Consider the following 19,855-nt stretch of genomic DNA (forward strand, 5'->3'; position numbering starts at 1 on the left):
TTCGATGAATAAAATTGAAATGATGAATGAATTAACAGATATAACCTTACTATTTGATGAACCTTTGATGAATTTTACGTTTACTAAAACAGGTGGACCTGTGGATGTTCTAGCTTTTCCAAAATCAAAAGCGGAAGTGGCGACATTAGTCGAATACTGCAAAAGTCATGAAATCCCTTGGCTTGTCCTAGGAAATGCCAGTAACTTGATTGTCCGAGATGGCGGTATTCGCGGAATGGTGATCATGTTAGAAAACATGAAAAAAATCTCTGTTTCTAAAAACCAGATCATTGTAGAAGCAGGAGCAAAATTGATCGATACAACCTATGTTGCTTTGGAGCATGATTTGACTGGTTTCGAATTTGCTTGTGGGATTCCTGGAAGTATCGGTGGCGCTGTCTATATGAATGCGGGCGCTTACGGTGGAGAGATTAAAGACGTTTTCACAAGTGTTGATGTGCTGTTGGAAGACGGGACGATCCAAACCTTTACAAATGAAGAGATGGCATTTTCTTATCGTCATAGTGCGATTCAAGATATGCACTGTATTGTATTAGAGGCGACTTTTTCGTTAAGCGAAGGGGAAAATAGCGTAATCAAAGATCAGATGGTTGAGTTGACTGCCTTAAGAGAATCGAAGCAACCATTGGAGTACCCATCTTGCGGCAGTGTCTTTAAACGACCAGAAGGACATTTTACTGGGAAATTGATTCAAGATGCTGGCTTACAAGGATTACAATGGGGCGGCGCTCAAATCTCAGAAAAGCATGCAGGGTTTATTGTGAATATCGATCATGCTACGGCTACTGATTATGTTGAATTGATTGCGCATATTCAACAAGTGATCAAAGAAAAATTTGATGTTGTATTGGAGACAGAAGTACGTATTATTGGTGAAGAGCGTTAAGAAAGAAACATTCGCTTCTGTTCTCACCGATTATCTAGATGTCTTAGGGAGGGAGTGTGACTCGTGGAGTCATATCCCACCCTTTTTTTTATAGTCTACTTTTACTCATGATCTTCTACAGTTAAACACTTTGTTTCACAATAATACCCTTTGCCACCAACAAACACTTTTTCTATATCCTTCTCGCTATTGGTGGATAATTTAACTAATATTTCAGAAGACGAGTCTAGAGAGTAACCTTGCTCAAATACATAGACATCTTTTTGCAGTGAGTACTGTTCATAAAGGTAGCAAGCTAACGCACCGTTTGAAGTTCCAGTGGCTGCTTCTTCATTAATGTCATATAGTGGAGCAAAATTTCTACAGATTATTCGATCATCATTAACCGTATATAGATGCATTCCAACAACCTTATAATGCTTGCTGGTTTCTTTGATTTTATCAAAATTGGGTTTCAGAGCATGTAATTGTGTTTCGGTTTTTATAGGAATTAAAATATCTTTTAAGCCTGTTGAGACAATTTGAATTGGATAGTTGGTGTCAATATCTTCAATGTCAAAACAATCGATGAACGCTGTTGGGGATAGAACATCATAGAATATCGGTTTGTTTTGCTCCATGAATATAGTGTCATCTTTTATGGTAATCGTAAGAACACCGCTATTCGTTTCAATCGTATAACGATTTCTGAAGAGTTTATTTAAGTGCATCAGTATCGTAAAAGAGGCAATTGTAGCATGACCACATAAATCGACCGCTTCTTTTGGTGTAAAATATTCAAGTTTATAATCAGCAATGTTAGATTCTGAGATAAATGCAGTTTCCGCATAACCCAGTTGTTTAGCTATTGCCATTTTTTGAGCAATAGTCAATGGATACTCTATAAATACGACTCCGGCTTTATTACCGCCTTTATGATCTTTACTAAATGCACTTGCAACATATACAGTTTGTTTCATACGGTACCAACCTTTCTCACGATAGTAAATTGTATTATAGAAAGTATTATGTATAATACAATTTACTATCGATAGTGAAGATAAAAAAAGCCTTCCAACTGAAAGGCTCCTTTTTTTACTATTTTATTCAGCATTTGCTTGTAAATCTTCAATTTCAACGACTTTAAGATTCTTACGCTCTAAATTCTCAACAATCACGGCACAAGTCTCTTCAGTTGTTTCTGCTGGCAATGTAATCAAGGTACGACGGATAAATTCATCTTCACCGATATCAAGCGTAATACAGCTGGCAATACTGCTGTGTTTCGCAATGATTTTCGTCATCGCAGCCAAATCGCCCTGCTTACCTGTTGTCGCAATTGTCAATACATAACTACCACGCTGAATATTCCAGGATTGAGCCAAGATATTCAATAACGTGCTATGGGTTAAAATCCCATAAAAATAATTATTCTCATCCAGTACAGCAATATATGGTAATTCTTTGATCGTAAAAAAGACTTTAAAGAATGATGTGTTTACAAAAATAAATTTAGTCGCGTTTTTTAATAAATAAGTTACTGGCAAACTCATGTCTCCACCGTTTGCTTTATGGCGGTAGATGTGCATTTTATAGATATTTCCTCTAAAAATCTTTTCCGATTCATCTAAAATCGGAACACAACGATACCCTGAGTCTTCAAGGATCGTCAACGCTTCTTCCAAAGTGCAGGATTCATTGACAGTTGTAAGATTTTTCTTTTTGATAACAACGGATTTTAATAACATATTTTGACCCCCCGTAGGTTAAATTCGTCTGACAACGTAATGATAACATAATTTGAAAGAAAACAATAGTTTATTGAGTATCCATTGACATTCTGGTGAAAGAATGATAATGTTATTGAGTAAATTTGTGAATAGAGGAGGTTGAACAATGGCAACAAAAAAATCAGCACTTGCTTGTTCAGATTGTGGCTCCAGAAACTATTCTAAAGCCGTCAGTGAAGGAAAACGTGGAGAACGGTTAGAAATCAAAAAATTCTGTAAATACTGTCAAAAATACACGTTACATAAAGAGACGAAATAGATATTGGAGGAGCTTAAATGAAATTTTTACGTAGTGTTAAAGATGAGATGAAACAAGTTTCTTGGCCATCTAAAAAACAATTACGCAAAGACACATTGGTTGTTATCGAAACATCCATTATTTTTGCGGCATTATTCTTCGTAATGGATACAGTGATCCAAACAGCTTTTGGTTGGATTCTTAAGTAATTCAAACTAGTATTTCATTGCAAACAGTGCTATAATAGCACATGAGAAAAAACTTCGGGGGACTGAGGTTTTTTTATTTTCACATGAGAAAAAGAAAATGAGTGCAAGGCAGTACTTGTGATTCTTAATGTATTGTTCCATCAACCAATAAACCCTAAAGGAGCCGAATCAGAAATGGAATCATTTGAAAAAAATTGGTATGTATTACATACATACTCAGGTTACGAAAACAAAGTAAAAGCGAATATTGAATCACGTGCACAAAGCATGGGCATGGGAGATTTCATTTTTCGTGTAGTCGTTCCAGAAGAAACAGAAACAGAAGTAAAAAATGGCAAGTCTAAGGAGATCGTTCATAAAACGTTCCCTGGTTATGTACTAGTGGAAATGACGATGACAGATGATTCTTGGTATGTAGTACGTAATACACCAGGTGTTACTGGGTTTGTCGGCTCACATGGTGCCGGAAGTAAGCCAGCGCCGTTATTGCAAGAAGAAATCAATCACATCTTGCGATCAATCGGCATGAGCACACGTCAATCTGATTTGGATGTTGCTTTAGGTGACACAGTCCGTATTATTGAAGGGGCGTTTTCTGGTCTTGAAGGTGAAGTAACAGAAGTTGATGAAGAACGTCAAAAATTAAAAGTGAACATCGATATGTTTGGTCGTGAAACAAGTACAGAGTTAGACTTTGAACAAGTAGACTCAATCTAAAAAAATAAAAAGCTGAAGCAGACCTGCTTTGGCATTAAGAGAGTGGAGCAAAACGAACGATTGTTTTGCCCTACTCTCTTCTTACTATAGTGACGATTGAAAAGGTGATAAAATGAAAAAAACGAACTATTACTTATTAACAATACTCTTTTTCTTCTTATTTTTTGCTGGATGTACGAATAAAAAAGTCTCCGAAAATGGAAACCAACAAGCTGTAAAGAATTCAACGACAAGTGAAACAATGAAAAAGACAGCTATCCCTACACTATTTATTCACGGATACAGTGGTGGTGAAAATTCTTTTGGTCGCATGATTAAAAGGATGGATAGGCATGCTTTTACAAAAAAAGAGCTAGTCTTGATTGTTAGTCCTACTGGTAAGGTCCAGGCGCAAGGGAACTTGACTGGCACAGAAAATAATCCTAGTGTCCAAATTTTGTTTGAAGATAATAAAAACAATGAGTGGAATCAAGCAGAGTGGATCAAAAATTGTTTGGCGTATATCCACGATAAGTATGGCATAACAGATGTTAATTTGGTTGGACATTCAATGGGTGGAGCAAGCTCTTTGCGTTATCTAACGAAATATGGTGATGATGCAAGTCTTCCAAAAATCAATAAATTTGTCGGTATCGCAGCACCATTTAATAACTTTGTAGACTTATCTAAAGGAGAGTCGATCGAAGATGTTCTTAATAATGGTCCTAAAGTTCAGAGTGAACGCTATACTGACTATCTAAGCGGAATCAAGAAAGTATCAAAAGATATGAAAGTCATGATTATTGCAGGGGATATCGAAGACGGCAGCCTAAGCGATGGAACTGTTCCTGTAGCAGATGCATTAAGTGTGGTTTCATTACTTAAAGCACACGGAAATGACGTACAAGAAAAAATTTTTTATGGAAAATCAGCGCAACATAGCCAACTGCACGAAAATACAGAAGTCGATAAATGTATTATAGATTTTTTATGGAAATAAACCACGAAAACAAGCTTACTGGTAAAGGAGAAAGTCATGAAAATTAGAATGAAAGACATTGCAAAAATGGCCAACGTATCGGAAGCTGCGGTTTCTTTAGTTTTAAATGACAAACCTTCTAGAATCTCTGAAAAAAAGAAACAAGAAATTAAAGCAATTGCTAAAGAATTGAATTACGTTCCGAATATCGCAGCTCAAAGCCTTGCCAAAAAAGCGTCACAGACCATTGGTGTTGTTATTCCAGATATTGAGAATCCTTTTTTTTCGAAGCTTTGCAAACAATTAGAAGAAGGGTTTAGAACATTGGGTTATTTAACCATTATCGTCAATTCTAATGATGATTTTACTGTTGAAAAAAATCTGATTCAAATGCTGTTGAATCGTGGTGTTGATGGCTTGATCATTGCTTTGTCGAATGCGTCTTTTTCATTTAAAGCAGAACAAGAACAGTTTTTAAAAGAAATCGATGCACCGTTTGTTTTAGTTGATAGGCACGTTTCATTCTCTGGGGTCAATCAAGTCTATTTTGATAGCGAAGCTGGTGGAAAACTTTCTGCAGAATATCTTCTAAAAAATGGTCATCGGAATATTGCCTTCATGACGGGAGATTTTAAAGTCCCGAGTACACTGGATCGACTTAATGGTTATAAACAAGCATTGGAAAGTTATGGTGTAAAAGTAAAAGAAGAATACATCATTGAAACGGGGTATCGTTTTAATTACGGTATGGAAAAAGCAAAGGAACTTTTTGCGTTAACGGATGTAACAGCTGTTCTCACCTCCAATGATATGGTTGCTTTTGGTGTATTGAAACAGGCATTGAGCAACGGGAAAACGATTCCAGATGATCTTTCAATCATTGGGTATGACCGTTTGGAGTTAGCAGATATTCTTGGAATTTCATTAGCCACAGTAGAGCAAAATAGTTTGGCATTAACAGAACAAGCTGTTGGATTACTGAAGAATATACTAACTAGTCGAAAAGTAAAAACAGAAACAATCATTTTGAAACCAACGTTATTTAAAGGGGAAAGTGTCAAAAATTTAAAATAAGTATTGACGAAATTTAAATAAAGCGCTATCATAATGAGCAGATAGATTAAGCGGTTAATCTAAAAATACTTTTTTATTTCTGAAAAAGTATTTTTTTATACTAATTAGGTAATGCGCTTAACCTAAGAAGGAGGAAGGATTTATGATAAGAGAAAAAAGACCAATCATCATCGACACAGACCCAGGAATTGACGACGCAGTAGCTTTATCGATTGCCCTTAATCATTCAGAATTAGACGTTAAGTTGCTAACAACTGTTGCAGGAAATGTAAACGCAAACAAAACGACAGAGAATACCTTGAAGCTAGTGTCCTTTTTTGATAAACAAGTACCTGTTGCAAAAGGCTGTGACAAACCTTTATTGATCCAACTTGAAGATTCAGCAGAAATTCATGGAGAAAGTGGGATGGACGGATACGATTTCCCGCAAGCTACAACAAAAGCTCTTGCTGTACATGCTGTTGAAGCAATGAAAGAGTGTATCCTTGGAAGTAAGGAGCCCATTACTCTAGTTCCAATCGCTGCATTAACGAATATTGCCTTACTTTTTAATATGTATCCAGAAGTAAAGCAGAATATTAGAGAAATCGTTATGATGGGCGGTTCATTATCAAGAGGAAACACGAATACAAGCGCAGAATTTAATACGTATGTTGATCCACACGCAGCTCAAATTGTTTTCCAAGCAGGCGTTCCGATCGTAATGGTTGGCTTAGACGTAACCAGTACTGCAGTACTGACAAGAAATGAAACAGAAAAAATCAAAGAATTTGGAAAAGTTGGCAACATGTTCTACTCATTATTCCAGCATTATCGCGGTGGTAGTTTGCAGACTGGGTTGAAAATGCACGATGTTTGCGCTATTGCTTATTTAACAGATCCAGATTTATTTACAGTTCAAGAAACATTTATTGAAATCGCTTTAGAAGGTCCAGCAGCAGGTGCCACCGTAGCAGATTTGAAAATGAAATACCATGATACAACAAATGCAACAGCGTGTTTAGCTATCGATATCCCCGCTTTTCAGAATTGGGTCGTAACGAATTTAGAAAAAATAAATTAAAAAAGGGGTCATACTATGATCGAGTCATTATTAGTATTAATTGTTTTAGCTCTTGTTGCTTATTTGATTATTAAAAATTATCATCCGGCCTTAAGTTTGATCAGCGGTGCATTGATTTTGTTACTGTTTGCGGTGTTATTAGGGCACCCATTATACCCAGCAGGTGAAGGAACTGGCTTAGCATTTTTTGATATTTTCTTGAAATTTAAAGATACGATCATTGCCCAAGTTAGTTCGGCAGGAATTGTGATCATGATTTTGTTTGGTTACTCTGGCTATATGAATGTTATTGGCGCAAATCAAGTTGCTGTAAATAGTTTGGTTAAACCGTTACAAAAAATAAAATCAAAAGCATTATTTGTACCACTTGTTTTCTTAGTCGGTAACTTAATGTCTTTGGTTGTGCCAAGTGCTTCTAGCTTAGCGATTATTTTGATGGCGATTTTATACCCAATGTTAGCAAGTATGGGAATTTCTTCTTTAACTGCGGCGGGTGTAATTGCCATGACAGCAACAATCATGCCTACACCTCTTGGAGCAGACAATGTTATTGCAGCTCAAACGTTAGATTATGATTTATTGACCTATGTTGCATGGAACGCTAAAATTTCGATACCTACTCTATTGATCATGGCTGTAGCTCATTATTTCTGGCAAAAATACTGTGATAAAAAAGAAGGTGAGTCTGCTTTTGTTGCAATCAAAAATGATGAACTAGCTCAAAAAGAAGAAGTAGATACACCGAAAATTTATGCTCTTTTACCTTTGTTACCGTTGATTTTAATTTTGGTCGTCGGGATTACAAGCATGTTTGTGAAAGGGATTCAAATGGATATTTTTGTTTTGACATTCATTTCGTTTTTCATTGCTGTAGCATTTGAAACAATTAGGCATAGATCGTATAAAAAAATTCAAAACTCTGCTGCTGAGATGTTTAAAGGGATGGGACAAGGTTTTAGTCAAGTTGTGATGCTCGTTGTCGGTGGTTCTTTATTCACAACAGCAGTTCAGTCTCTAGGGATTATTGATAGTTTGATGGCCTCTGTTGAATCATCTGCATCAGCTGGATTAGTCACCACATTGATTTTTAGCGGTGCAACTACTTTATTTGGTATTTTAAGTGGTGGCGGATTGGCTATGTTTTATGCTGTGATCGAGTTGATTCCAGATATAGCATCTAAGGCTGGAATTGATGGGATTTTAATTTCATTACCAATGCAAATGATCGCAAACTTAGCAAGAACGATTTCTCCAGTAGCGGCAGTTGTGATGATTGTTGCATCGACTGTGGATGTCAGCCCCGTTCGTATTTTGAAACGGACAAGTGTTCCGACAATCATAGGAATTATTTGTGTTGTTGTATTATCGATTCTGTTACTTCCTTATTAAGTTGGTGAACTGAACCCTCTCGGAGATGAACATAAATGAAAATAATGTTAGCCGAACTAAAAGATAGTAGAGAAATCAATGAGTTGTTTGAATGTGCAAAAAAATATATGAATCAAATGGATGTGCATCAATGGACAAAGCTTTATCCTAATGAAGACATCGTTCAGCAGGATATTTATAATGGATCTTTATATAAGTTAATTGAGGGGCATAAGCTGACTGCTGTAGCTACTTTAGATAAGTTGGATCAAAAAGCTTATCGTTTAAGACGGATTGCAACAAATCCAAATGATTTATCTAAAGGTTATGCATCAAGTTTACTAAATGATATAATAAATAGAATAAAAGAAAAAAATGAAAAGCATATTTATTCAAGTACAAATCATTCTAATCGTAACATGCATTATTTTTTTAAGAAGCATGGTTTTGAAAAAATTTCAGAGTATACTGAAGCTGAAAGAGAGTATCTGGGTTCTTTCTATGAGTATTTGAAGAAAATATAAGTAAGGAGAGTCCGCGATGAACAAAGTAATAGTTTTAGGAAGTATCAATATGGATATGGTTATGGAAACAGACCGACTACCCAAAGTAGGAGAAACTCTTTTGGGGCAAAGCATCGACTATTATGTCGGCGGAAAAGGAGCGAATCAAGCAGTTGCAGCTGCTCGTGTAGGAGCAATGGTGTCATTGATTGGGAAAATCGGTGATGATACATTTGGTTCTAAGGTTTATAAACATTTGGAACAAGAAAAAATTGATGTCAGTGGAGTGACATCCGAAAAAAATATTTTTACAGGAGTTGCCTCGATTTTTAAACTAAAGGAAGACAATGCGATTGTTGTATTGCCAGGGGCAAATATGTTGTTACAAGATATTGAGACGAACTTGACTGAAAACGTTAAGTCTGATGATATACTATTGACACAATTGGAAATTCCAATCGAAACAGTAAAAAAAGGGCTGTCCTTAGCGAAAGCGAAGGGGGCAGTAACGATTTTAAACCCCGCGCCTTATGATGAAAAAGTTATCGATATGCTACCAGTTGTAGATATCATCACACCAAATGAAACAGAATTTGAAGGCTTACTAGGGTACTCGATTACGGATGAGGGACAATTTGAAAAGGAAATGTTGAACTGGTCAAGAACCCATAAGACGCAACTGATTGTAACTCGTGGGGGAGATGGGATCTCTTACACAACGGAGAATGAAGTTATTACGATTCCAGCTAAAGAAGTAACAGTTGTTGATACGACAGGTGCCGGAGATACATTTAATGGGATTTTAGCAGCATGCTTAGCAAAAGAAATGACGGTTTCAGAAGCCATTCAGATTGCTGGAAAAGGTGCTACACTTTCTGTGACTAAACTAGGGGCGCAAACAGGGATGCCGACCTTGGAGGATATTGATCTATTTTAAATAAAAAAGTTTGTAGCAACCATCATTTCTTTTGATCATTGCTACAAACTTTTTTGATTATTTAGTGGGTGCTGCCGATTGATTGTCGAATAGTTCTTTTGTTAATCGTTGCGCAGTGGGAGTCACAGCTAAGCCACCTTCTGCTGTTTCTTTAAAAATTTGGGGCATTTGACGACCAACCTGGTACATCGCAGCTACGACTTCATCTGGTGGTATCACACTACGGATGCCTGCTAAAGCCATATCAGCTGAAATAAAGGCTTGTGAAGAGCCTAAAGCATTCCGTTTTACGCAAGGGACCTCGACCAAACCGGCCACAGGATCACAAATCAAGCCCATCATATTTTTTAAAGTAATTGCAATTGCTTGTGCGGCTTGATCAGCTGAACCGCCAGCGGCACATACTAAAGCGGCACTTGCCATAGCACTAGCAGAACCAACCTCCGCCTGACAACCGCCTTCGGCACCGCTGATCGATGAATTATTTGCGATCACGAGTCCAAAAGCTCCGGCAGTAAAAAGAAAGTCTAATTGTTGTTCATGTGTAAGGTGTAATTTTTCTATTGCCGCCATCAAAACACCCGGGACGACACCGGCGCTTCCAGCAGTCGGTGTTGCACAGATCAACCCCATATTTGCATTGACTTCATTGACTGCAACGGCATTTCGAACCGCTGTTAAAATTGTTTCTCCGCTTAAAAAGTTTCCTGTTTGAATATAATCATCAAGTCGAGTTGCATCACCACCAGTAAGGCCTGTTACCGAAGTCACACCGTCGACACCTTCTTGGATCGATTGCTTCATGACAGCAAGATTACGCTCCATCGTTTCGATGATTCGTTCGCGGCTATGTCCGTGATTTTCAATCTCTGTTGCAATCATCAATTCAGCAACGGATGGAAAATCTGTTGCTTGTTGTACTAATTCTTCTATAGATAGAAACATAACGAGTTTGCTCCTTTAATTTAAGTTAATCAAAATAATTTACACTGTAAATGTGAGGGATTTGAACTAATTTCATTGTAATATCACCAATATCAGCATGGTCGATTTCAATGATCATAATGGCTTTTTCACCTTTGGATTCTCGTGTTACAGTCATCGTGCCAATATTGATATCTGTATCAGAGAGTAGATTGGTAACTTTAGCAATCATTCCCGGCACATCTTGATGGACAATAATAAATGTAGGAGTCCCCATTGTTAAAGAAATTTTGAACCCATTCAATTCAGAGATTTGAATGTTACCTCCCCCTATTGAGATTCCAGTAACAGAAAGCTTTCGATCACCTTTAGAAACAAGTAATTTAACTAGATTTGGGTGCTCAGCTTTTTCTTTTAGTGGGACAAATAAAACTTCCATATCTTGTTCATGCGCAATTTTTAAAGAATCAGCAAGACGTTCATCATCTGGTTCCATATCCAATAAGCCACCAACTAAAGCAATATCAGTCCCATGCCCGCGATACGTTTTCGCAAAAGACTCATATAAATATATATCAACAGTATCTGGCTGTTCACCGAAAATACTTCGGACGATTTTACCGATACGGGCAGCACCAGCAGTATGAGAACTACTTGGACCAATCATAACGGGGCCGATGATATCAAAAACACTTTTATAACGTAGATTTTCCATTGTCTGTTCACCTATCCTTTAATTTAAATGTGAATCAGGATTTTTCTAACGAAAGTCTATCATAATTACAAAGAATAAACTAGAACAGCAATAAAAATGCGACAAAAATTTATCTTTCTCTCATTTCTAAACGAAAATCTATGAGGAAAAAGAATGAAAAGGTATTGAAATTTAATAAGAAGCAGAGTATACTATTTAAGTGTGCATTTTTTGCATGCAGAATTTCTTTGATTCGTCAAAGAATGACGTGGGAGGAGAAATCTTCATCTCCAATTAACCACATCACGGACCCAAGGAGGTATGTCTCGTGGCAAAAAAAGTAGAAAAATTAGTTAAATTGCAAATTCCTGCAGGTAAAGCAACACCAGCTCCACCAGTAGGTCCAGCATTAGGTCAAGCGGGTATCAACATTATGGGATTCACGAAAGAATTCAACGCTCGCACAGCTGATCAAGCTGGTTTGATTATTCCAGTAGTAATTTCTGTATATGAAGATCGTTCATTTACATTTATTACAAAAACACCACCAGCTGCAGTATTATTGAAAAAAGCTGCAAAAATCGAAAAAGGTTCTGGTGAGCCAAACAAAAATAAAGTAGCGAATGTTACGAAAGATCAAGTAAAAGAAATCGCTGAACTTAAAATGGCAGACCTAAACGCAGCAGACGTTGAAGCGGCTATGCGCATGGTTGAAGGAACTGCAAGAAGCATGGGAATCACTGTAGGATAATTTTTTATTCTAAGGAACCCAAAGAAGTAGCTTCTCAGTTTATTTCATATTCAAAGATATGAATTACGTGGGAGGTTCGACCGTTATAACCACAATCAAGGAGGAAACAAAATGGCTAAAAAAAGCAAAAAAATGCAAGATGCATTAAAAAAAGTTGAAGCAACAAAAGTTTACCCAGTAGCAGAAGCAATCGCTTTGGCTAAAGAAACAAATATTGCAAAATTCGACGCAACTGTTGAAGTTGCTTATCGTTTAAATGTAGATCCTAAAAAAGCAGACCAACAAATCCGTGGTGCAGTAGTATTACCAAACGGAACTGGTAAAACACAAAGCGTTTTAGTTTTCGCTAAAGGCGATAAAGCCAAAGAAGCTGAAGCAGCTGGTGCTGATTACGTAGGTGACGCTGATATGGTTCAAAAAATCCAAGGTGGATGGTTTGGATTTGACGTAGTTGTAGCAACTCCAGACATGATGGCTGAAGTTGGTAAATTAGGTCGTGTCTTAGGTCCTAAAGGCCTTATGCCTAACCCTAAAACTGGTACTGTAACAATGGACGTAACAAAAGCTGTTAACGAAGTAAAAGCTGGTAAAGTAACATACCGTGTTGATAAAGCTGGAAACATCCATGTACCAATTGGTAAAGTTTCATTTGATAATGAAAAATTATTAGAAAACTTCAATACAATCAACGATGTATTGTTGAAAGCTAAACCATCAGCAGCAAAAGGTCAATATATCAAAAACATTTCAGTAACAACTACATTTGGACCTGGAATCCATGTTGACCAAGCTTCATTTTAATTAGAAAAGTAGCTCAAATTGCTCATACTAATAGAAAATAAGTAAAAAAATTATTGACTCAACTACCTTTCCCATGGTAAGGTAGTTGAGGTTAATAATTAACTGTACCGAAGACAGTAGGTGACGCAAGTCTTAATTTCCTACCGAGGACAATTGTTGATACATACAATTACGTCCCTCTATGTCAACGGTGGCATGGAGTTTTGTTGTTTTACACGACTTTTGAAAAAAAGACGATGTAAAACAATACTTGGCGAACAAAGTGAGCGAAGTTTCTTTAGAAGCTTTTAACTAACATATGGTAAACCAAACTCCACCATCAATTATCAGGAGGTGAAAATAAATGAGTGAAGCAGCAATCGCTAAAAAAGAAACCCTAGTCGAAGAAGCAACAGCTAAGTTTCAAGAAGCAGCTTCTGTAGTCATCGTTGACTACCGTGGTTTGACTGTAGAAGAAGTGACGAACTTACGTAAACAATTGCGTGATGCAAATGTCGAAATGAAAGTTATCAAAAATTCTATCCTTTCACGTGCAGCTAAAAAAGCTGGACTAGAAGGCTTGGACGAAGTATTTACAGGACCTACAGCAGTCGCTTTCAGTAACGACGATGTAGTAGCACCTGCTAAAATCATCGACGAATTTGCAAGTACTGCCAAAGCTTTGGAAATCAAAGGTGGCGTTATTGAAGGTAAAGTATCTTCAGTAGAAGAAATGACATCTTTAGCAAAACTTCCAAGTCGCGATGGACTACTTTCTATGCTATTATCTGTATTACAAGCGCCAGTCAGACAAGTGGCTTACGCTGTCAAAGCAGTGGCAGAAAAAGAAGAAGAAGTTGCATAATTGCAGCCTAGTGACACACTAAATAAAAAATAATGAATTATTAAAACGGAGGAAACCATAATGGCATTGAACATTGAAAACATTGTTGCAGAATTAGAAGGCGCAACTATTTTAGAATTAAACGACTTAGTAAAAGCTATTGAAGAAAAATTTGACGTATCTGCAGCAGCTCCTGTAGCAGCAGCAGCAGGACCAGCAGCAGCTGGCGAAGAACAAACTGAATTCACTGTAGAATTAACTTCTGCAGGCGATCAAAAAGTTAAAGTTATCAAAGCAGTTCGTGAAGCAACTGGTCTTGGCTTGAAAGAAGCTAAAGCAGTAGTTGATGGCGCTCCTGCACCAATCAAAGAAGGCGTTTCTAAAGATGAAGCAGAAGCTTTAAAAGCTGCTTTAGAAGAAGTTGGCGCTTCAATCACAGTAAAATAATCTTTTCAAGATTAGATTTCAAGCTAGAATCCATTTGGATTTTAGCTTTTTTGTTTACCCAAATTGAATTTTTTGATACGATTCAAATAACGAATGATATGAGATGAAAGTGATAAAAAGATGATATAAACCCAATTTAAAATGCATTTCTTTCGCATGAAATTAAATAATCTGTTAGCATTATTAAGTAATAATTATTACATTTATTCTATTTATTTTAAGGAGGTCATATTATGCATTGGTTATGGGTTTTAATCGTAGGTGGCGTTATCGGAGCAATTGCTGGAGCAATCACTAGCAAAGGAAAATCAATGGGCTGGATCTTTAATATTATTGCAGGTCTTGTAGGCTCATCGATCGGTCAATCACTTCTAGGAAGTTGGGGACCTCAAGTTGCCGGTATGGCACTATTTCCTTCAATTATTGGTGCTGTGATTTTAGTTGCAGTTGTATCGTTCTTTGTAGGTAAAAATTAAATGTAGACCATAAGAAAAACTACTATAGAGAAATTTATAGTGGTTTTTCTTATGGGCTAAAATTTTTGACTTCACATACTATTTTATGTAAAAGAATTAAATCAAAAAATGATATGGCCAATCCAATATTTCTGACATAAAATAAGTATTTTTCCTTATCTAATTGTATCAGCATGTATTTTTTGCTAAGATTAGAAAGTTCATCAGCAATCGAAAAGTATAGAATGAAAGAATGATTACATGGTATGAGGAGTTACTTATTCCTTCTAATATTGAAAAAAATTGGCATTTATTTGATTTAGATCAGATGCATTTGATTATGCCACAAATAGTAGAAACAACGATTTTAGAAAAAAAGGAAGAAATTATTGGAAGCACCTATCGACAAGTGTAACGTGAAGGCAAACGTACCGAAACGTATATCGTAACGGACTTAGAACATGAAGACACGCCATCTAAAAAGCACAATAAAACTGGTTTTACTTTAGCAAAAATGATTGCAGTAGAATCGGCAATTACGTTGATCAAGATTTCAGAGAATGAAACGAAGTTGATTTATAGTGGACAAAATAAAGGGATTAATTTTTTAGGGAAATTGTTTATGAAATTTAATAGCACTAAAAAGAATCAGCAAGTGGTAGATGATTTTATGCAAAGAGTAAAGGTGGAAGCCTTGAAGGAAAAGGATAAATAATCACTATTTTTATCAGTATTTTATCCATTTAAATGAAAGAAGAGCCTGGTACATAACTAAAAAGGGTATGTTTCAGGCTCTTAGTAACCGAATAAACGGTGGGTAAAGAAGGAAATCCATCGGAAATAAGCCGAAATTGCTGTAAAACACAACAAGGAACAAGTTGATGTTGCACAGTACCTACTTGGTCACAAAAATTTGAAGAGCAATTTTCGTAAATTCTTTCTTATTTCTCGGAGTTAAACCCTTCTGCCCCAACCTCTTCTCTATTTGTCTATCTTTTAGTCAGTTTCACGACAACTTCACATCGCGCCGTTTGTGGAAACATATCTACAGATTGTAGATACTTCACATCAAAGACTTTAGCCAGATCAACTAAATCTTTTGCCAGCGTTGACACATTACAAGAAATATAGACCATCTTTTTAGGAGGTTGCTTTAAAATGGCTCTCAGCAGTTTTTGATCCAAACCGGTTCTAGGTGGGTCAACGATGATTGCATCGGGTTTAAAACCACTCTGAAGCCATTTGGGAAGTAATTCTTCAGCAGTACCTACTTCGTAATGGGTATTTGTAACCCCTAGACGTTTAGCATTCATTTTAGCATCTTCGATCGCGGCAGGAATAATATCCATTCCTCGAACTTCTTTCGCTTGTTTAGCAATACTTAAACCAATAGTTCCGACACCGCAATAAGCATCCACAACGGTTTCATTCGCCTGTAAGTCGAGTGCTTTCAAGGCTTCACTATATAAAACTTCCGTTTGTTCTGGATTTAGTTGAAAGAAAGCTCGAGGTGATAGATCAAATGTTACTTCATTGATTTGTTCCTCAATACTTTCTTTCCCCCAGACATGGATCGTTTCATCACCCATAACAATCGAAGTCCGTTTATTTTGCACATTTTGCATAATGGAAACAACCTCTGGAAGATGTTGCGTGATTTCTTCAATCAAGGCTTTTTTCTGTGGAAATTTTACGGATTGCGTAATAAAAACAACTTGGACTTCATTTGTTTTGACCCCGACACGAACCATTAAAGTTCGGAAGATACCACTATTTTTACGTTCGTTGTAGATTGGTAATTGATATTTGTTCAGTAACTCTACTAAAGCATTCATTACCTTCGTTGTAGCTGGTTGTTGAACGAGACAATCGGTGATAGGAACTAAGCGATGAGAATCCGCTTGATAAAGGCCAGCTTCAATTTCTCCATCAATTTTCCTTAATTGAAATTGCGCTTTATTACGATAATTCCAAGGATTTTTCATACCGATTGTTTTGGGTAGCTGATAATTCTCATAGTTTCTGGGTCTAAACTTATTTAGTGACTGTTTTAATAAATCTTTTTTAAAAAGTAATTGTGCTGGATAAGCTAAATGTTGTAATTGGCAGCCACCGCAGGCTTCATAAACAGGACAAGGCGGTACGACACGTTCAGGTGCTGGTTTTACGATTTTTTTTAATTGTCCTTCAACAAAACGAGGAGCTATTTTTGTAACTTCGACAGAAACATCTTCTTTCGGTAATGCACCTGGAACGAAAACAATCGTTTTTTTGTAGTAGCCAATGCCTTCACCGTTGATACCTAAACGTTTTATTTTTAAAGGAATCGTTTGTCCTTCTTTTAATAGTTGTGTGGTCATAGTTCCATCCTTTTGATCCGCAGATCTCTTAATCAAATATAGCGATAATTATTATTTTAGCACATTTTGCCTAGTTTAGCTTCTGTCAAATATATGTTATAGTAGAATATATGTTCTCACTAGAAAGGCGGAGAAAGATGGAAACAATCACAAAAATTACAAAAGACAAAGGTCAATTTTATCTTATCTGGCTATCTTCAGGAGAAAAATTACGTGTATCTGAGGATACGTTAGTCCGAAAACGGTTGTTAAAAGGACAAGAATTGTCTGAAGAAATGGTCGAGAAAATAAAAAAAGCAGGATCTTATGATGTAGGCTTACAACTGTCCTTAAATTATTTAAGTTATCAGTTGCGCTCAAAAAAAGAAATTTTAGATTATTTGAAAGACAAAGAAATTTTGCCAGAAGATCGAAAAAAAATCGTCATTCGATTAGAAGAAATGAACCTTCTAGATGATAAAATATTTAGTGAAAGTTACGTCCGTACGCTGATGCGCACGAGTGATAAAGGACCCAAAATGATTGAACAACAACTAAAAAGAAAAGGCTTGAATGACGAAGACATTCAACATGGGTTAACTTTTTATACTATGGATGAACAAGTAGAAGTAGCAAAAGCAACAGCTGAAAAGGCAATGAGACGTTATCGGACAAAGAGTTTCAAAGATGCCTTGCAAAAAGTTCAAATGCATTTGATGCAGAAGGGATTTAATCGAGAAGTGATCGATTTGGCTTTGGAAGAACTCTCATTCGAAAAGGATGAAGATCAAGAATTAGATGTAATCAGAAAAGAAGGCGATAAATTATGGGAGAAACACCGTAAATTAGATGCCTATAAGCGCCTAATGAAAGTCAAACAAGGGCTTTTCCAAAAACGTTTTGACTCAGATTTAATTCAGCAATATTTTGATGAAAAGGAATTAGAGAATGAAGAATAAAAAAAATTGGGAAACATGGAGTGATGAAGAACTTTATTCATTCCAAGAGGAATTTATTGCTTGGTATGAAAAAGAAAAACGAAATTTACCTTGGCGAGTCAATTTAGATCCATATCGTATTTGGATTTCCGAAATTATGCTGCAACAAACTCGTGTGGATACAGTGATCGAGTATTATTATCGTTTTATGGAGTGGTTTCCCACAATCAAAGATTTAGCCGAAGCACCAGATGATCGTTTATTGAAAGCATGGGAAGGGTTAGGGTATTATTCAAGAGCCAGAAACCTAAAAGTAGCCGCTCAGCAGATCATGACAGACTTTGACGGTCAGATGCCCGAGACGATTGATGAAATCCGTCAGCTAAAAGGAATAGGGCCATACACTGCAGGTGCAATTGGCAGTATTGCCTTTCAAATCCCAGAACCTGCAATCGACGGTAATGTAATGCGAGTGGTCAGTCGTTTGTTTGAAATCAGTGATGACATTGCCAAGCCTAGTAGTCGTAAGGTTTTTGAAGCAGCAATGTACAAAATCATCGATCAACATCGTCCTGGAGACTTTAATCAAGCGATGATGGATCTTGGTTCTTCGATTTGTACACCAACATCTCCAAAATGTGAAGAGTGTCCGATTCAATCATATTGTTTAAGTTATAAGAACAATACAATGACGAATTATCCAATCAAAACTAAAAAGTTAAAACCTAAAGATATTTACTATATCGGTGGCATCATTGAAAATAAACAGCAGGAATTTTTATTACAGCAACGTAATACCAAAGGGCTGTTAGCAAATATGTGGCTATTTCCGATAGAAGAAGTTAGCAAAGAACGTTTTGAATTTCTGAAAAAAACTGGTGTGAAAGAAGAAAAGCAATTATCACTTGATTTTGAGGAATCACTGTTAGTTGCGGAAGAAAATCCAGAAATTTTTGACCAATACTCTCATGTAGTTTGGCAAAAACGAGTATTGGGAGAAGTAACACATATTTTCAGCCATTTAAAATGGCATATTTTAGTTTTCTATGGACGAAAAACAGGAGAAACTATTACTGATGAAAATCAAGCTTGGGCAACAAAAGACGAATTTTCAAATTATGTTTTTCCAAAACCACAACAAAAAATGGTAGAGCTATATAAAGAAGAATTTGGAACTACAGAATAATTTTTGGTGCGAACCCCAAGTGGACATAAAATCTCTAGGGGATCCGCACCAAAATTTTACTGGTTTTAGCTAGGAAATAGACTTTTTCTCATTTTAATTTAATGTTATACTGTGTTTAGTGATGGAATAGTGGGAATATGTCATGTATTTCAACTATTTTCACGGTCTAGCTCTGTTTAGAGCTAGTGGATTGAAATTTTTTGGTTATCAAAACGTTGTTTTGGGCTAAGGGTCTAGCTCTGTTTAGAGCTAGTGGATTGAAATTATGCAAAAGTACATTGATCGAACAGCCACACGGTCTAGCTCTGTTTAGAGCTAGTGGATTGAAATTTATGATCGTTCTACTTCTTTCAGATTTTTGTATTAGTCTAGCTCTGTTTAGAGCTAGTGGATTGAAATCCACATTGCTCCAAATACGTTACCCCCAAACGGGTCTAGCTCTGTTTAGAGCTAGTGGATTGAAATATAGTAGTAAACATTATCTGTGTAAGTCGCACCATGTCTAGCTCTGTTTAGAGCTAGTGGATTGAAATGACGAGTAAAATAAAAATAAAATCATCTCCTGACAGTCTAGCTCTGTTTAGAGCTAGTGGATTGAAATTAACGATTATACAGTCGGAAACATCATTGCAATGGGTCTAGCTCTGTTTAGAGCTAGTGGATTGAAATAGCCATCCGATGATTCGCTTCATAGATTCGATCTGTCTAGCTCTGTTTAGAGCTAGTAAATTGAAATAAGAATATCTTTAAAACT

Annotated in this window: 24 protein-coding genes, 1 pseudogene, 1 CRISPR repeat array and 1 other annotated feature (1 of these 27 running past the window's edge); of the genes and pseudogenes, 19 read left to right on the forward strand and 6 right to left on the reverse strand. The window is 36.5% G+C overall.

Annotated elements, in window-relative coordinates; all coding sequences use genetic code 11:
* Positions 1–4 precede the first annotated feature (4 nt).
* The gene (murB, locus tag AC1PU0_RS04380; protein ID WP_206850492.1) at positions 5–907 is read left to right on the forward strand and encodes a UDP-N-acetylmuramate dehydrogenase; all 903 of its coding nucleotides are present in this window, start codon (positions 5–7) and stop codon (positions 905–907) included.
* Positions 908–1,008: 101 nt separating this feature from the next.
* Here the strand turns inward: murB and AC1PU0_RS04385 are convergent, their stop codons facing one another.
* Positions 1,009–1,866 carry a PhzF family phenazine biosynthesis protein gene (locus AC1PU0_RS04385; protein WP_479998760.1) on the reverse strand — a complete coding sequence of 286 codons (858 nt, stop codon included), beginning with the start codon at positions 1,864–1,866 and terminating at the stop codon, positions 1,009–1,011.
* Between the two features lie 123 nt (positions 1,867–1,989).
* Positions 1,990–2,634 (reverse strand): cyclic di-AMP binding protein CbpA, encoded by a 645-nt coding sequence (gene cbpA, locus AC1PU0_RS04390; protein WP_069654322.1) that lies wholly within the window; start codon positions 2,632–2,634, stop codon positions 1,990–1,992.
* A 148-nt stretch (positions 2,635–2,782) separates the two neighbouring features.
* Between cbpA and rpmG the strand changes: the two genes are divergently transcribed.
* The 9 genes from rpmG (at position 2,783) to rbsK (ending at position 9,743) form a co-directional block, all read left to right on the forward strand.
* Positions 2,783–2,935, forward strand: coding sequence for a 50S ribosomal protein L33 (gene rpmG / locus AC1PU0_RS04395; protein ID WP_010760564.1), 153 nt, complete (start codon positions 2,783–2,785; stop codon positions 2,933–2,935).
* 17 nt (positions 2,936–2,952) lie between these two features.
* Positions 2,953–3,123 (forward strand): preprotein translocase subunit SecE, encoded by a 171-nt coding sequence (secE, locus tag AC1PU0_RS04400; RefSeq protein ID WP_025872850.1) that lies wholly within the window; start codon positions 2,953–2,955, stop codon positions 3,121–3,123.
* Positions 3,124–3,297: 174 nt separating this feature from the next.
* The gene (gene nusG, locus AC1PU0_RS04405; protein WP_010773265.1) at positions 3,298–3,840 is read left to right on the forward strand and encodes a transcription termination/antitermination protein NusG; all 543 of its coding nucleotides are present in this window, start codon (positions 3,298–3,300) and stop codon (positions 3,838–3,840) included.
* Between the two features lie 112 nt (positions 3,841–3,952).
* Positions 3,953–4,819: an alpha/beta fold hydrolase gene (locus AC1PU0_RS04410; protein ID WP_206850490.1), complete on the forward strand. Its 867-nt coding sequence runs from the start codon at positions 3,953–3,955 to the stop codon at positions 4,817–4,819.
* A 36-nt stretch (positions 4,820–4,855) separates the two neighbouring features.
* A complete protein-coding gene (locus AC1PU0_RS04415; protein ID WP_206850489.1) occupies positions 4,856–5,872 on the forward strand; it encodes a LacI family DNA-binding transcriptional regulator in 1,017 nt (338 codons plus the stop codon).
* 142 nt (positions 5,873–6,014) lie between these two features.
* The gene (rihC, locus tag AC1PU0_RS04420; protein WP_206850488.1) at positions 6,015–6,935 is read left to right on the forward strand and encodes a ribonucleoside hydrolase RihC; all 921 of its coding nucleotides are present in this window, start codon (positions 6,015–6,017) and stop codon (positions 6,933–6,935) included.
* A 15-nt stretch (positions 6,936–6,950) separates the two neighbouring features.
* Positions 6,951–8,324 (forward strand): C4-dicarboxylate transporter DcuC, encoded by a 1,374-nt coding sequence (gene dcuC / locus AC1PU0_RS04425; RefSeq protein ID WP_206850487.1) that lies wholly within the window; start codon positions 6,951–6,953, stop codon positions 8,322–8,324.
* Positions 8,325–8,359: 35 nt separating this feature from the next.
* Complete coding sequence (locus AC1PU0_RS04430) at positions 8,360–8,827, forward strand: GNAT family N-acetyltransferase (RefSeq protein WP_206850484.1); 468 nt, start codon at positions 8,360–8,362, stop codon at positions 8,825–8,827.
* 16 nt (positions 8,828–8,843) lie between these two features.
* Entirely contained in the window at positions 8,844–9,743 is a 900-nt protein-coding gene (gene rbsK, locus AC1PU0_RS04435) for a ribokinase (RefSeq protein ID WP_206850483.1), read from the forward strand.
* 57 nt (positions 9,744–9,800) lie between these two features.
* On the opposite strand, the gene sdaAA is transcribed toward rbsK, so the two are convergent.
* Positions 9,801–10,688 carry an L-serine ammonia-lyase, iron-sulfur-dependent, subunit alpha gene (gene sdaAA, locus AC1PU0_RS04440; RefSeq protein ID WP_069654328.1) on the reverse strand — a complete coding sequence of 296 codons (888 nt, stop codon included), beginning with the start codon at positions 10,686–10,688 and terminating at the stop codon, positions 9,801–9,803.
* A 25-nt stretch (positions 10,689–10,713) separates the two neighbouring features.
* On the reverse strand, positions 10,714–11,382 hold the full coding sequence (gene sdaAB / locus AC1PU0_RS04445; protein ID WP_069654329.1) for an L-serine ammonia-lyase, iron-sulfur-dependent subunit beta: 669 nt from the start codon (positions 11,380–11,382) through the stop codon (positions 10,714–10,716).
* 307 nt (positions 11,383–11,689) lie between these two features.
* Between sdaAB and rplK the strand changes: the two genes are divergently transcribed.
* From rplK to AC1PU0_RS04480, 7 genes are all read left to right on the forward strand, one after another.
* Positions 11,690–12,112: a 50S ribosomal protein L11 gene (gene rplK, locus AC1PU0_RS04450; protein ID WP_025872839.1), complete on the forward strand. Its 423-nt coding sequence runs from the start codon at positions 11,690–11,692 to the stop codon at positions 12,110–12,112.
* Between the two features lie 111 nt (positions 12,113–12,223).
* On the forward strand, positions 12,224–12,913 hold the full coding sequence (gene rplA, locus AC1PU0_RS04455; protein ID WP_069654330.1) for a 50S ribosomal protein L1: 690 nt from the start codon (positions 12,224–12,226) through the stop codon (positions 12,911–12,913).
* An 89-nt stretch (positions 12,914–13,002) separates the two neighbouring features.
* Positions 13,003–13,130, forward strand: a sequence feature (ribosomal protein L10 leader region).
* 126 nt (positions 13,131–13,256) lie between these two features.
* Entirely contained in the window at positions 13,257–13,757 is a 501-nt protein-coding gene (gene rplJ, locus AC1PU0_RS04460) for a 50S ribosomal protein L10 (RefSeq protein ID WP_069654331.1), read from the forward strand.
* A 60-nt stretch (positions 13,758–13,817) separates the two neighbouring features.
* Positions 13,818–14,183: a 50S ribosomal protein L7/L12 gene (gene rplL / locus AC1PU0_RS04465; RefSeq protein ID WP_010760579.1), complete on the forward strand. Its 366-nt coding sequence runs from the start codon at positions 13,818–13,820 to the stop codon at positions 14,181–14,183.
* 233 nt (positions 14,184–14,416) lie between these two features.
* Entirely contained in the window at positions 14,417–14,659 is a 243-nt protein-coding gene (locus AC1PU0_RS04470) for a GlsB/YeaQ/YmgE family stress response membrane protein (RefSeq protein WP_010765775.1), read from the forward strand.
* 232 nt (positions 14,660–14,891) lie between these two features.
* Positions 14,892–15,053: a hypothetical protein gene (locus tag AC1PU0_RS04475; protein ID WP_167351515.1), complete on the forward strand. Its 162-nt coding sequence runs from the start codon at positions 14,892–14,894 to the stop codon at positions 15,051–15,053.
* Positions 15,054–15,152: 99 nt separating this feature from the next.
* A complete protein-coding gene (locus AC1PU0_RS04480; protein ID WP_206850482.1) occupies positions 15,153–15,353 on the forward strand; it encodes a hypothetical protein in 201 nt (66 codons plus the stop codon).
* Positions 15,354–15,425: 72 nt separating this feature from the next.
* On the opposite strand, the pseudogene AC1PU0_RS04485 reads toward AC1PU0_RS04480, so the two are convergent.
* Positions 15,426–15,623, reverse strand: a pseudogene (locus AC1PU0_RS04485) (hypothetical protein).
* Positions 15,624–15,627: 4 nt separating this feature from the next.
* Entirely contained in the window at positions 15,628–16,998 is a 1,371-nt protein-coding gene (gene rlmD / locus AC1PU0_RS04490; protein ID WP_206850481.1) for a 23S rRNA (uracil(1939)-C(5))-methyltransferase RlmD, read from the reverse strand.
* 137 nt (positions 16,999–17,135) lie between these two features.
* Between rlmD and recX the strand changes: the two genes are divergently transcribed.
* Positions 17,136–17,936: a recombination regulator RecX gene (gene recX, locus AC1PU0_RS04495; RefSeq protein WP_206850480.1), complete on the forward strand. Its 801-nt coding sequence runs from the start codon at positions 17,136–17,138 to the stop codon at positions 17,934–17,936.
* Positions 17,926–19,101, forward strand: a complete 1,176-nt coding sequence (gene mutY, locus AC1PU0_RS04500) for an A/G-specific adenine glycosylase (RefSeq protein WP_206850479.1) — start codon at positions 17,926–17,928, stop codon at positions 19,099–19,101. Before recX ends, mutY begins: the two co-directional genes overlap by 11 nt.
* Positions 19,102–19,265: 164 nt before the next feature.
* Positions 19,266–19,855: direct repeats of the CRISPR family, unit length 33 nt; unit sequence GTCTAGCTCTGTTTAGAGCTAGTGGATTGAAAT (it continues 48 nt past the right edge of the window).

It is taken from the genome of Enterococcus sp. XAF26B05_ASV22, from assembly GCF_056727285.1.

Coding starts and splice junctions, on each gene's coding strand:
- recX (WP_206850480.1), top strand. CDS start 17,136: ATGGAAACAATCACAAAAATTACAAAAGACAAAGGTCAATTTTATCTT.
- AC1PU0_RS04410 (WP_206850490.1), top strand. CDS start 3,953: ATGAAAAAAACGAACTATTACTTATTAACAATACTCTTTTTCTTCTTA.
- rlmD (WP_206850481.1), bottom strand. CDS start 16,998: ATGACCACACAACTATTAAAAGAAGGACAAACGATTCCTTTAAAAATA.
- rplL (WP_010760579.1), top strand. CDS start 13,818: ATGGCATTGAACATTGAAAACATTGTTGCAGAATTAGAAGGCGCAACT.
- secE (WP_025872850.1), top strand. CDS start 2,953: ATGAAATTTTTACGTAGTGTTAAAGATGAGATGAAACAAGTTTCTTGG.
- dcuC (WP_206850487.1), top strand. CDS start 6,951: ATGATCGAGTCATTATTAGTATTAATTGTTTTAGCTCTTGTTGCTTAT.
- rplA (WP_069654330.1), top strand. CDS start 12,224: ATGGCTAAAAAAAGCAAAAAAATGCAAGATGCATTAAAAAAAGTTGAA.
- AC1PU0_RS04475 (WP_167351515.1), top strand. CDS start 14,892: ATGATTACATGGTATGAGGAGTTACTTATTCCTTCTAATATTGAAAAA.
- sdaAB (WP_069654329.1), bottom strand. CDS start 11,382: ATGGAAAATCTACGTTATAAAAGTGTTTTTGATATCATCGGCCCCGTT.
- AC1PU0_RS04480 (WP_206850482.1), top strand. CDS start 15,153: ATGATTGCAGTAGAATCGGCAATTACGTTGATCAAGATTTCAGAGAAT.
- murB (WP_206850492.1), top strand. CDS start 5: ATGAATAAAATTGAAATGATGAATGAATTAACAGATATAACCTTACTA.
- rbsK (WP_206850483.1), top strand. CDS start 8,844: ATGAACAAAGTAATAGTTTTAGGAAGTATCAATATGGATATGGTTATG.
- AC1PU0_RS04385 (WP_479998760.1), bottom strand. CDS start 1,866: ATGAAACAAACTGTATATGTTGCAAGTGCATTTAGTAAAGATCATAAA.
- AC1PU0_RS04430 (WP_206850484.1), top strand. CDS start 8,360: ATGAAAATAATGTTAGCCGAACTAAAAGATAGTAGAGAAATCAATGAG.
- rihC (WP_206850488.1), top strand. CDS start 6,015: ATGATAAGAGAAAAAAGACCAATCATCATCGACACAGACCCAGGAATT.
- rpmG (WP_010760564.1), top strand. CDS start 2,783: ATGGCAACAAAAAAATCAGCACTTGCTTGTTCAGATTGTGGCTCCAGA.
- nusG (WP_010773265.1), top strand. CDS start 3,298: ATGGAATCATTTGAAAAAAATTGGTATGTATTACATACATACTCAGGT.
- rplJ (WP_069654331.1), top strand. CDS start 13,257: ATGAGTGAAGCAGCAATCGCTAAAAAAGAAACCCTAGTCGAAGAAGCA.
- cbpA (WP_069654322.1), bottom strand. CDS start 2,634: ATGTTATTAAAATCCGTTGTTATCAAAAAGAAAAATCTTACAACTGTC.
- AC1PU0_RS04470 (WP_010765775.1), top strand. CDS start 14,417: ATGCATTGGTTATGGGTTTTAATCGTAGGTGGCGTTATCGGAGCAATT.
- mutY (WP_206850479.1), top strand. CDS start 17,926: ATGAAGAATAAAAAAAATTGGGAAACATGGAGTGATGAAGAACTTTAT.
- AC1PU0_RS04415 (WP_206850489.1), top strand. CDS start 4,856: ATGAAAATTAGAATGAAAGACATTGCAAAAATGGCCAACGTATCGGAA.
- sdaAA (WP_069654328.1), bottom strand. CDS start 10,688: ATGTTTCTATCTATAGAAGAATTAGTACAACAAGCAACAGATTTTCCA.